Annotated in this window: 9 protein-coding genes and 1 pseudogene; 7 read left to right on the top strand and 3 right to left on the bottom strand. The window is 47.6% G+C overall.

The genetic code is table 11. The features are described from left to right. The first annotated feature begins 26 nt into the window (after positions 1–26). The 5 genes and pseudogenes from P2G85_RS01480 to P2G85_RS01500 all read left to right on the top strand — a co-directional run. The gene (locus P2G85_RS01480; RefSeq protein WP_275862329.1) at positions 27–932 is read left to right on the top strand and encodes a lysine exporter LysO family protein; all 906 of its coding nucleotides are present in this window, start codon (positions 27–29) and stop codon (positions 930–932) included. Positions 933–1,012: 80 nt separating this feature from the next. After that, positions 1,013–1,525, top strand: a complete 513-nt coding sequence (locus P2G85_RS01485; protein WP_275862330.1) for a hypothetical protein — start codon at positions 1,013–1,015, stop codon at positions 1,523–1,525. A gap of 121 nt (positions 1,526–1,646) precedes the next feature. Beyond that, a complete protein-coding gene (gene panP, locus P2G85_RS01490) occupies positions 1,647–3,293 on the top strand; it encodes a pyridoxal-dependent aspartate 1-decarboxylase PanP (protein ID WP_275862331.1) in 1,647 nt (548 codons plus the stop codon). A gap of 312 nt (positions 3,294–3,605) precedes the next feature. Beyond that, positions 3,606–4,460: a MurR/RpiR family transcriptional regulator gene (locus P2G85_RS01495; protein WP_275862332.1), complete on the top strand. Its 855-nt coding sequence runs from the start codon at positions 3,606–3,608 to the stop codon at positions 4,458–4,460. Positions 4,461–4,586: 126 nt separating this feature from the next. Beyond that, positions 4,587–4,769 (top strand): annotated as a pseudogene (locus P2G85_RS01500) (transposase DNA-binding-containing protein); the annotation flags it as partial. Positions 4,770–5,158: 389 nt separating this feature from the next. On the opposite strand, the gene P2G85_RS01505 reads toward P2G85_RS01500, so the two are convergent. Then, positions 5,159–6,391: an iron-containing alcohol dehydrogenase gene (locus P2G85_RS01505; protein WP_275862333.1), complete on the bottom strand. Its 1,233-nt coding sequence runs from the start codon at positions 6,389–6,391 to the stop codon at positions 5,159–5,161. Between the two features lie 299 nt (positions 6,392–6,690). Between P2G85_RS01505 and P2G85_RS01510 the strand changes: the two genes are divergently transcribed. Both P2G85_RS01510 and P2G85_RS01515 read left to right on the top strand, forming a co-directional pair. Next, positions 6,691–6,957 carry a GrxA family glutaredoxin gene (locus P2G85_RS01510; RefSeq protein WP_128810701.1) on the top strand — a complete coding sequence of 89 codons (267 nt, stop codon included), beginning with the start codon at positions 6,691–6,693 and terminating at the stop codon, positions 6,955–6,957. Positions 6,958–7,133: 176 nt separating this feature from the next. Next, complete coding sequence (locus P2G85_RS01515) at positions 7,134–8,816, top strand: aspartate:alanine antiporter (protein WP_275862334.1); 1,683 nt, start codon at positions 7,134–7,136, stop codon at positions 8,814–8,816. Positions 8,817–8,912: 96 nt separating this feature from the next. On the opposite strand, the gene fabV is transcribed toward P2G85_RS01515, so the two are convergent. Beyond that, positions 8,913–10,115, bottom strand: coding sequence for an enoyl-ACP reductase FabV (fabV, locus tag P2G85_RS01520; RefSeq protein WP_275862335.1), 1,203 nt, complete (start codon positions 10,113–10,115; stop codon positions 8,913–8,915). Between the two features lie 176 nt (positions 10,116–10,291). Next, entirely contained in the window at positions 10,292–12,574 is a 2,283-nt protein-coding gene (locus tag P2G85_RS01525) for an acyl-CoA dehydrogenase (protein WP_275862336.1), read from the bottom strand. Positions 12,575–12,588: the final 14 nt, after the last annotated feature.

The following is a 12,588-nucleotide window of genomic DNA, read 5'->3' on the forward strand; positions in this document are numbered from 1 at the left end:
CACATAGAAAGGAATCATAGAGACTTATGCTATCAGGGATGTTATTTATCTTCGCGCCGCTGGTCGTGGGTTATTTAATACCAGTATCGAATAGCGCCATTCTGGAAAAAATTAACAAATCAACCTCATACCTAATTTACGTCATTCTTTCCCTGATGGGGTTAAGTTTAGCGGCGCTGGATAATTTGAGCAGTAATCTGCAAAACATCCTGCTTTATGCCGGCACCTTTTTTGGTGTTCTCAGCGTGTGTAACTTACTCGCGTTACCACTTATCGATAAACTGCTGCCACTGCAAACGGATCTGAATCACAGCAAACTCCCCTTGTCAGCAATGGCGCTTGAGTCTGTCAAGCTGGTGCTGGTGGTAGGAGGCGGTTTACTCGCCGGCCTGGTGCTTTCCGTCGATCTTTCATGGGTGGACACTGCCAGTGAGTGGATTTTGTTTTTACTCCTGTTCTTTATCGGGATTCAGTTAAGAAACAGCGGACTTACCCTGCGGCAAATCTTACTAAATAAGCAGGGCATGGCGATTGCCGCGATTCTCATAGCCAGTTGTATGGCCGGTGGCGTCATTGTGTCTATACTTCTCGACCTGCCGCTTTACCAAGCCTTGGCTATGTCTTCTGGTTTTGGTTGGTACTCACTCTCGGGCATTCTGATGGGTGATGCATTTGGCCCGGTATTCGGCGGGGCATCTTTTCTGATCGAATTGATGCGTGAGCTGGTTGCTCTGGTCGCGATTCCGTTACTGATCCGCAGCCATCCGTGTAGTGCTATCGGGTATGCAGGTGCCACCGCCATGGATTTCACACTTCCGGTCATTCAGTCCACCGGGGGGGTCCGATGTGTCCCGATTGCGATTGTCAGTGGTTTTATTTTAAGTCTGTTAGTACCGGTAATGATGCTTTTCTTTGTATCACTTGCTAACTAGATCTCAGGTTTTTCCCTCAACTTCGATTACAATGCGGCAAAATATTATAAAACGCTAATACAGTCTAAAAAGGAATAACCATGAAACGCTTTGTCGTTGCAGCCCTGCTCACTAGCTGCTCAAGCTTTACCTTTGCTGCAGATCAACAATGTTTAGCCCAAAAATACGATGCTTATGTTGATGCCTCACTGACATGGTATCAGGACTTGGTTGACCTGACGGCCAGTCAGTACCCACATCTGGCAGAAGTAAGCCAGTGGTTTTTAGAAGGACGCCGGCATCACTTTGAACTTAACCGCGAGGCCGTCCACTACTTTTTGGCTAATGACCCTGCACGTGTCGCCACTGGACAGCCGGTAGAGGCATGGTTAAAACTCGAGCAACACGACGTAAAACAACTGGCGACACGCACAGATCCGCTCGGCGTTGCCGCGCAAAAAACCTTTAGTGATCGCCAGTCGGCCAATCACCCGCAAAATTACGAGTTACGCTCAGCGTTTGCCGACCTGCTTAGCCACCCCAAGAAAATCGATGCTGCTCTGAACCGATACAACCAATCCATCAGCAAGATTGAACAGATGAAATGTGAATAACTGCCACTAGTCATTTCATATCAGCAACCTGGAATTCGATAATTAAAACGGGACATTGCTCCCGTTTTGGTTTAGATTGTTCTGCTCGCATTACTAAAATAACTACAAACGACTCTTTGCTATGGTTAAGGAACACAAAACAGCAGACGTTAGCTTCGAGAGCTTGCTAAAAATCTTTACGATTCCAGAAGGCCCCGACTCAACGCTAACCAAAATCGAAGACAGCCTCTCGCAAAATTTGAACCAGTTTCTTCGTGAGCACATCGTGGCAGAAGAAAAGCCTTTACGCGAAATCGAGAAAGACTTTTCTTCTGCTCAGATACCGGAGCAGCCAGAGTTTGTCTCCGAACACACCGAACACTTGCTAGATACCCTGGTATCTCACTCCGTGCATACCTCTGCACCAAGCTTTATCGGCCACATGACATCGGCACTGCCCTATTTTCTGATGCCACTGTCTAAAATCATGATCGCGCTGAACCAAAACTTGGTAAAAATCGAAACATCGAAAGCATTTACACCATTAGAGCGTCAAGTGTTGGGCATGCTTCATCGCCTAATCTACACTCGAGATGACGATTTTTACGCCAAATGGATGCACAGTGCCAAACATTCTCTAGGAGCATTTTGCTCCGGCGGTACAATTGCCAACATTACCGCACTATGGGTAGCACGCAATAAAGCGCTCAGAGCAGACGGGCCATTTAAAGGGGTGGAAAAAGAAGGCCTGTTCAAAGCCATGAAACATTATGGTTATGAAGGCTTGGCCATTCTGGTTTCCGAACGCGGCCATTACTCATTGAAAAAAGCGGCCGATGTGCTTGGTCTCGGACAAGAAGGCTTAGTTGCAGTCAAAACTGATGCCAATAACCGCATTATTGTCGATGACCTTAAGGCTAAACTTATCCAGTTGGAAAAGCAGCGTATTAAACCCATCGCCATTATCGGCGTGGCCGGTACCACAGAAACCGGTAACATCGATCCATTGAATGAAATAGCTAAAATCAGTCGAGAGCACCAGTGCCATTTCCATGTGGATGCGGCCTGGGGCGGTGCGACATTAATGTCCGGTAAATACCGGAAATTGTTGTCCGGGGTTGAGTTAGCCGACTCAGTTACTATTGATGCACATAAACAGCTATACATCCCGATGGGTGCCGGCATGGTGCTATTCAAAGACCCCGACGCAATGAAATCGATTGAGCACCATGCGCAATATATCCTGCGTAAAGGCTCGAAAGATTTAGGTAGTCACACTCTTGAAGGCTCTCGCTCCGGAATGGCGATGTTGGTGTATGCAGCCATGCATATCATCAGCCGGCCGGGATATGAACTGCTCATTGATCAAAGCATCGAAAAAGCGCGCTATTTCGCTGAGTTAATTGATGCAGAAGAAGACTTCGAACTGGTTTCTCAACCAGAACTGTGTTTGCTTACATATCGCTACCTGCCCACCGATGTGCGCATGGCGCTCGAAAAGGCCCAAGGCACGCAACGTGACAAACTAAATGAACTGGTCAATCAGCTCACTCAGTTCATTCAGAAACGCCAACGCGAAACTGGCAAATCGTTCGTATCCCGTACCCGCTTGAACCCAGAGCAATGGCAACGCATGAATACGATCGTCTTCCGGGTGGTATTAGCCAACCCGTTAACCAGTCGGGATATTCTCCATTCAGTTTTGGTGGAACAACGTGAGATCTCGCACCAGGCACCAAACTTGTTAAGCAAAATCCAGCAACTGGTGGATGAAATCCTTCAACAGTGAATTCCGTGTCAAGTTACGCCAATTTGAAAATTTCTTTCTTTTTGGTGTAACTCAGACATCAATATTGTGCTACTAACGCCAATAATCATCGACACAGCCTCCAGTTCTGTAGTTTTTACAACACTTTGTTTGAGGCTTGTCAAATTCTCACGAAATATTGCTCGTATTTGTTTCAGCCAGATTGTCGATCGGGTTTATACTGTTTTTATGGCGCTGGTCGTTTTCGTTGACGTCCCCAAGAAACCAGGAAACCTATCCGTTTCCCTCTGTTAACAAAACCAGCGAGATGTTCTCTATGCCCTCGTGAACACTATGAATACATTAGAAAAAATTCAGAAAAACCTTGAGAATTTCAGTAAGTCTGAACGCAAAGTTGCAGAAGTAATTATGGCGTCACCACAGACTGCGATTCACTCAAGTATTGCCACATTGGCCAAAATGGCGGATGTCAGTGAGCCCACAGTAAACCGCTTTTGCCGTCGTCTGGACACCAAAGGTTTTCCAGACTTTAAACTACATTTAGCACAGAGCCTCGCTAACGGAACACCGTATGTAAACCGTAATGTTGAGGAAGATGACGGACCAGATGCCTACACGCATAAGATTTTTGAATCTACTATGGCATGTTTGGATGTGGCTAAAAACAGCTTAGATCCAATGCAGGTGAACCGAGCAGTTGACCTGTTAACTCAGGCAAAACGTATTTCGTTCTTTGGTCTGGGTGCATCTTCTGCCGTCGCGCGTGATGCACAAAACAAGTTTATTCGTTTCAATATCCCTATTACTTGTTTTGAAGATATCGTCATGCAACGCATGAGCTGTATTAATTGTAGCGATAACGATGTCATTGTTCTGATCTCTCACACCGGACGCACCAAAAGTCAGGTAGAGATTGCCAACCTGGCACGAGAGAATGGAGCAACGGTCATTGCCATCACTGCCAAAGATTCACCACTCGAAAAAGCCAGTTCGCTGGCGATTACGTTGGATGTGCCTGAAGATACAGACGTCTATATGCCGATGGCCAGCCGGGTCGTGCAAATGACGGTAATTGACGTACTCGCGACGGGCTTTACCCTACGTCGTGGTAGTGGTTTTCGCGAAAACTTACGCCGTGTTAAAGACGCATTGAAAGACAGCCGTTATGACAAGCTGAGTCAATACTGATAATCACTGCGATAATAACTGAGCAGTAGCGTGTCTCTTATACATAAATCCCCGAACCAAAAGGTTTGGGGATTTTTTTAGGCTCTGACATGGCTTTGCAATCAGATCATTGAACTACCAACCCAAATTATTAAGGCGAAACACTCAGAACTAACACTTTGGGTTCAAAAGCAACTTGGACAAACTAATCTCAATGAGCCTGCAAGAACTCAAAAGCTTGTTTGTCTTGCTGCATCATTGGCATAGCAACCAGAAGTATCTGTGGCCAAAATACCTATCTCGCCTTCCGATTTGAAAGGAGCAATACGGAGCTAATCTGATGTACTAGTTAAGCGAAGTGACTCGGTTTTTCTGGCTGAATAACTGTGCCCAGCAATGAGTCACTGACCAAAAACAGCCTGGTGATGAAAAGCGGGACCAGGAGCAACACCTTAAGTGTGTGATTCAAAGAGATGGTTGCAATCATCGTAGCTGAAGACCGAGCTTGTAATTATGCTCCTGCAACCTCTCTTCCCAACGCTGCTAGCGCTATTGAAATTCCGTGGGTAGAGATGATGTGAGGGGAGATCGGCTAATTCCACAAGCCCATCTTTCGGTGTTTTACCATTCAATGAGCGGTGCAATGCATCACACCCACCGCTCAAGAAAGAGGTTCGACACACGTCAGCTCCTTCCCCCCTTTCTTATACTGATTCTACCTACGCCTTGCTTAAATTTTCTTGTTGGTTAACGACCTCGACAGAGCTTTGGTGGGTTTGCACTTCACCTACACATTCTCCGCTGCAGTCACAGACTTGCCGCAAAATATGAATCAGCCGTTCTTGAGTCAAAGGCAGTGGGTTGCCTTTAATTGCTACTGATTTCAACGCATCATCGGCCACTTTTTCAAATGGTGTCCTGCATACCCCAAACTTACCGAGTTGCGGCAGCTCCAACTTGTCCAGGGTCATTTTGACCCAAAGCACACCATCTTGCTCATTGGCATTAGTGCGGCCCGTCACCAACTGCGCCAGCTTTCTATAACGACTTAATACATCGTTACGGCCGGCGCGTTTAGCGGCGTTAATATTTTCTTGCATCACATGCGGAGCCAACCGCGCTGTTATTACGCTGTGGGGAGCTTCAAGTTTCCCGCCTAATGCTGAAGCCAGACCATGCGCAGCACCCAGCTTTGCATTGGTGATAGCCATTCCGCCGAGCAACGCTGCAAATGACAAGTCTACACGAGCTTTATGGTTATCCTGCTTACAACCAGCAATAACAGAAGCGCTGAGCCGGCGTAACCCTTCTTCGCATACCATATCCGTCAGTGGATTAGGATCACCACACACATATGCTTCCATGAGATGGGTAAAGGCATCCATCGCCCCCCTTCCGGAGGTGTATTGATCCATACCATAAGTCAGGGTCGGATCGACAATCGCAACGTCCGCAAGCATATCAGGACTACGCAAGCTGACTTTGACCTGATCCTGACCCGATTTCAGCACCGCATTACGCGTCACCTCAGAGCCGGTACTGGCCGTCGTAGGAATGGCGATAAAATGGATCGGTTTGGTTTTAAGCGGCACGTTACGCCCGACTACCTCGACATAGTCATAAACGTTACCCTGATTGGGTATGATGGCCGCCAGTGCTTTACCCATATCAATCACACTGCCGCCGCCAATAGCAATGACCATATCGGGCTGGAATTTTCGTCCAATGATAGCGGTTTCTTCAACCATGGTGATATAAGGTTCGCCACTGATCGAAACATGCTGATAGCGCATATTCTGCGCCTTCAAATAGTTAATAATAGGTGCCGCTCTTTGTATATCCTGTCCGGTCACCAGCAAAACACTGTAACCATATTGGTTAATCACCGACAACGAGGACCGAAGCGCCCCCTCACCGAATATAATCCGCGTTGCAGTCATAAACTGAAACATACTCACCCTCCCCCAAAGTAACTGCTTATAGCTTGCTATGTCTTGAATGAAAAAAAGTTGACCCGTTCCACTTAACCACTAATAACCCTAATTTTAGCAAGCTTTTATGCGTCACTTCACACTGGTGGTTTTAAATGCTTAGTTTAAGATTCACTCAATAGGTTTTACCTATTGGATCATGAGGTAATTGCTACTTTATTTCCTAGGTTGGATGAGGCATGATGATGCCAATAACAGAGCAAACAAGCCTTAGGCTTTATGTAACGCTTGAAAATTATAGATTTAGGAGAATAAAGAATATGTTCGTAGTTATCTTTGGCCGCCCGGCATGCCCTTACTGTGTTCGCGCAAAAGAACACGCTGAAACACTGAAAGCGAAACGCGACGACTTCAACTACCGTTATGTAGACATTCACGCAGAAGGCATCTCAAAAGCTGATCTAGAAAAGACCGTTGGCAAGCCGGTAGAAACCGTACCGCAAATTTTTATCGACCAAGAGCACATTGGCGGCTGCGACGATTTTGAAGCGTATGCAAAAGAGCACCTGGGCCTGTTCGACGAGTAAGCTCAAGTAATTTTTTAAAAGCCGCATCTGCGGCTTTTTTCTTGTCACCAGATTAGTTATCCATACCTCAACTAATCGTAAAAACCAAAAAATTTCACTTATCTTTTGGCTATATTTGGTTACAATCCATCACTCAACCTTCTTTATCTTTGGCACTTACTTTACCGAGCCACATCGTGAACATAGACGTCGTACAACTTCTCGAACAAAATCCCATTTTACTTATCTTCGTCGTATTAGCCCTTGGCCTAACCATTGGCAAAATTCGTTTTGGTAACCTGCAACTCGGCAACTCGATTGGCGTATTGATTATGTCGCTAATCATGGGCCACTTAGGTTTTTCATTTAATGCTGAAGCGCTCACCATCGGCTTTATGCTGTTTATTTACTGCGTTGGTATAGAGGCAGGGCCAAACTTCTTTGGCATTTTCTTCCGCGACGGTAAGCACTATTTTGTGTTGAGTATGGTGGTCCTGGTAACTGCAGTCAGTGTGACCTATTTCAGCAGTCAGTATTTTGGTCTCAATTTTGGCTTGTCAGCCGGGATGATGGCCGGGGCACTGACCGCCACCCCCGTCCTGGTGGGTGCACAAGATGCAATTAACTCCGGCTTAGCGACCATTCCAAGAAACATGGACTTTTCACTGGTGCTGGAAAACCTTTCGGTTGGTTACGCCATGGCCTATTTGGTGGGTTTGATCAGTATGATCATGTTTGCCAAGCTGATGCCTAAGCTGCAAAAACAGAACCTGTCCGACTCCGCTCAGCAAATCGTCCAAGAGCGTGGCCTCGGTAGCTCCAGCCAGCGCAAAGTCTATCTGCCAATCATCCGTGCTTATCGTGTCGGGCCAGAACTGGTGAACTGGGGCGATGGCAAAAACCTGCGGGAGCTGGGCATATACCGCCAAACAGGTTGCTACATAGAACGGATCCGGCGCAATGGCATTTTGGCCCACCCTGACGGTGATGCAATCCTGCAGGAAGGTGATGAAATAGCCTTGGTGGGTTTCCCTGACAGCCATGCCCGACTGGATCCTAGTTTTCGCAACGGTAAAGAGGTCTTCGACCGTAACCTGCTAGATCTGCGCATCACAGAAGAGGAGATCGTTGTCAAAAGCGACGCGATCGCAGGCAAACGCTTATCGGATCTCAACCTGTCAGAGTTTGGCTGTTTCCTCAACCGCGTGGTGCGAGCGCAAATTGAAATGCCCATGGATCTGGACATCGTGCTAGCCAAAGGTGATGTATTGCAGGTCAGTGGAGAAAAGAGCCGCGTGCATGGCTTGGCGGAAAAAATTGGCTTTATCTCTATCCACAGCCAAATGGCTGACTTACTCGCATTTTGCAGCTTCTTTATCCTTGGTATTATGTTCGGTTTGATCACCATGACTTTTGGCCAGGTCTCTTTTAGCCTCGGGAATGCGGTCGGCTTGTTACTCTCCGGGATCACGCTTGGTTTCTTGCGAGCCAACCACCCCACCTTTGGTTACGTTCCGCAAGGTGCGTTGAACATGGTAAAAGACCTGGGGTTGATGTTCTTTATGGTTGGGATCGGCTTAAGTGCAGGGGGTAAGATGTTCGAACACCTCACCCAAATCGGACCACAGGTGATTGGCCTGGCCTTTATCGTCAGTGTCCTGCCTGTCGCGGCCGCATACCTGGTCGGCGCTTATGTGCTGAAAATGAACCGCGCACTGCTGTTTGGTGCGATCATCGGCGCTCGCACCTGTGCACCGGCAATGGATGTGGTGAACGAATACGCAAAATCGACTATCCCGGCACTGGGCTATGCTGGCACTTATGCGATTGCCAATATCTTAATGACACTAGCAGGTACGATTCTTATCATCCTTAGCTAGTCGTATTACAGCAAACTAATGCTTATAAATCCCATTTAGGGAGCAGGCACAAAAAAGGCGCTCATTGAGCGCCTTTTTAATGAAGTTAGAAACCGATTAGATTGCGATAAAATCTGTTTCTACTGCAGGGCTAACGTCTGCTTCGTAATCCACACCGTCAACACCAAAGCCGAATAGTTTCAAGAACTCTTCTTTGTACTCAACGTAATCAGTCAGCTCTTTAAGGTTTTCAGTGGTGATTTGCGGCCACAAATCACGGCAGTGTTGCTGGATATCGTCACGCAGTTCCCAGTCATCTAAACGTAGACGGTTCTTCTCATCCACTTCAGGTGCGCTGCCATCGGCTTTGTACAGACGTTGGCTGAACATACGGAAGATCTGTTCCATACAACCTTCGTGTACGCCTTCTTCACGCATCTTCTTGAACACCATAGCAATGTACAGTGGCATGACCGGAATGGCTGAAGAAGCTTGAGTTACTACAGACTTAAGTACTGCAACGTTTGCGCTGCCGCCTGTTGCTGAAAGCTTGTCATTAAGAGCGGTTGCTGCACGGTCCAGGTCCATTTTCGCTTTACCCAGAGCGCCATCCCAGTAGATTGGCCATGTCAGCTCTGTACCGATGTAGCTGTAGGCTACCGTCTTACAGCCTTCTGCCAGAACACCGGCTTCAGAAAGAGCATTGATCCAAAGTTCCCAGTCTTCACCGCCCATTACGGTTACGGTGTCTTTGATCTCTTCTTCTGTTGCTGGCTCTACGCTTGCTTCGATGATCACATCTTTGTTGGTATCAACCGCTGTTGATGTGTAAGTCTCACCAATTGGTTTAAGCGCAGAACGAACCAACTCGCCAGTCTCAGGCATTTTACGTACCGGTGATGCCAGTGAGTAAACCACCATATCAACCTGACCAAGATCTTGTTTGATCAGCTCGATTGTTTTCTGCTTGGCTTCATTTGAAAAAGCATCGCCATTCAGGCTTTTTGCGTACAGGCCTTCTTCACGCGCTAACTTTTCAAAAGCCGCTGCGTTATAAAAACCTGCTGTGCCAGGTTTCTTCTCTGTGCCTTCTTTTTCGAAAAACACACCGATAGTTGATGCACCGCCACCAAATGCCGCAGCGATACGAGAAGATAGACCGTAGCCACTTGAAGCACCCACAACAAGCACACGCTTAGGTGCGTTTGCAATTGGGCCTTGCGCTTTAGTGTAAGCAATTTGTTCTTTTACGTTAGCTTCACAACCCACCGGGTGCGTTGTGGTACAGATAAATCCACGAATTCTAGGTTTGATGATCATATTCAACTTCCTTTAAAAAACCTTGCTAGGATAAAAGTTTCGCTCTAACTTCGCATCTAATTTCTGAAAAAATGCTGCTAAAATGCAAGTGGTTGGATGACTCATCAACCATTTTTTGCCCAGATAAACAAAAAGCACCTCCCGAGAGGTGCTTATACCGCGTTTAGCAGGCTCATTTATGCTGCTGAATTAAGATGTGGTGTTGTCGAAGCATTCGTCCGCACTTCAGTGAAGTCATGACTGAAATGATCGACCTGAATGGCTTTATAGCGTAATTTATCTGCCGCCATAATTTTATCTATTTCATTTTCGGTCAGCACTCCCGCTTCAAACGCTTGCTGCAAACGGTCATGAAGCAAGCCTTTGCGTGCCACTTTGCCGTCCTTCGCTGCCTTAAACAACTTACGTTCCAGCGGTTTGATTTCATACATGGCCAAGAATGCACTTTCCATCAGACCAACGCTGTCATCTTCACCCTTACCGATATAGCAGAGGTTGGTCAGGCGGTTACGTTGTGCCCCCGGTGTCATCATGGCTTCTGCCAAGCTGACTGATAACTCATCACTCGGTTGTTTAAAATGATTACCCAACGGGAAGACAATTGTTTTCAACAGGCCACCCACATACTTAACCGGGAAGTTACTATAGGCCTCTTGCAAGGATTTCGCGGCATGATAAAGGCAGTGTTGCACCGCGTAGTGGACAAAATTAAGGTCTTCTTGCTGGCGCCCCTCATCTTCATATTTTTTCAGTGCCGCAGAAGCCATGTACAGGTAACTGAGGCCATCACCTAACCGGGCAGAAATCATTTCTTTTCGCTTGAGATCACCACCTAACGTCAGCATCGCAACATCGGCACTTACCGCCAGGGCACGGCTCAGTCGGGTCATGTCTTTATAGTATTTCTGTGTCGGTCCGCTCATTTGCGCTTTAACAAAACGCGATCCCGTTAATGCAGCACCCAGCGCGCCGAATGTGTTACCGGTAGCGTGCTTAATGTGCTTAAACAGCAGTTGATCAAATTCCTTCGCTCCCTGTTTTTCATCAGGATTCGCCGCGGCTTCCATCTCTTGCAAAACGTAAGGGTGACATCGGGTCGCACCCTGGCCAAAAATCATCAGGTTACGAGTCAGAATATTGGCCCCTTCCACGGTAATAGCGACCGGAACACCCAAATAGTGTTTTGCCAGATAGTTCATTGGCCCATCCTGAATCGCCCGACCAGCATGAATATCCATTGAATCATTCAGGATAGTCCGTGCCATTTCTGTCATATGATACTTAGCGATAGCAGTCACAATGCCGGGTTTCTCTTTCATATCCAACGAAGTCGTCGTTAAGGTACGCGTCGCTTCCAGCAAGTAGGTTAAGCCGCCAATACGCCCCATCGCTTCAGCCACACCTTCGAACTTACCAATTGACATACCAAACTGCTTGCGTACATATGCATAAGCCCCTGTGGTCCGTGTGGTCAGGTGACCAATCGCCGTACCCAGCGCAGGAAGGGAGATACCACGCCCCGCCGACAGACACTCGACCAGCATGCGCCAGCCTTTACCGGCATAGTCTGATCCGCCAATCAGCCAGTCCATCGGGATAAACACATTTTCACCACGAGTCGGACCATTCATGAAAGCCGAACCCAGAGGATCATGACGTTCGCCAATTTCCACGCCTTCATGGTCGGTCGGGATCAACGCACAGGTAATACCGACATCGGGTTTATCACCTAACAGGCCGTCCGGGTCGCTCAGCTTAAATGCCAGCCCCAATACCGTGGCTACCGGTGCCAGCGTTATGTAGCGTTTGTTCCAGCTCAGGCGCACACCCAGTACATCTTTTCCTTGGTGCATGCCATAACAAACCACACCATGGTCGGGGATGCCACCGGCATCGGAGCCTGCCTCAGGCCCGGTCAGCGCAAAACAAGGAATATCCGTACCCTCAGCCAAGCGTGGCAACCAGTAGTCTTTCTGCTCTTGGGTTCCGTAGTGAGACAGCAGCTCTCCCGGCCCGAGCGAATTCGGAACCATGACCGACACCGCCGCGCTGATACTACGGGTGGCAATACGGGATACAATTGTTGAATTGGCCAGCGCGGAAAACTCTCGGCCACCATACTGCTTGGAAATAATCAGCGAGAAGAAACGCTCGGTGCGCAGGTAGTCCCAAACCTCGTCAGGTAAGTCACGATCATCTTTAACGATTTTCTGGTCATCCAGCATTTGCAGCAGGGTTTCAAGCTCATTGTCCATAAACGCCTGTTCTTCCACAGTCAGCACGGGTTTGGGATATTGATGAAGAGTCTGGAAATCGGGCTTACCTGAAAACAACTCAGCATCCCACCAAACGCTACCCGCTTCCATAGCCTCTTTTTCCGTACTCGACAAAGGGGGCAATACTTTTTTAAACATTTTGAAAGCAGGGTCGCTTATCCATTTTCTTCTTAGAGAGCTCATAGTTCAGATCCTTT

This window comes from Vibrio sp. CAU 1672, from assembly GCF_029223195.1.
Classification (GTDB): Bacteria; Pseudomonadota; Gammaproteobacteria; order Enterobacterales; family Vibrionaceae; genus Vibrio.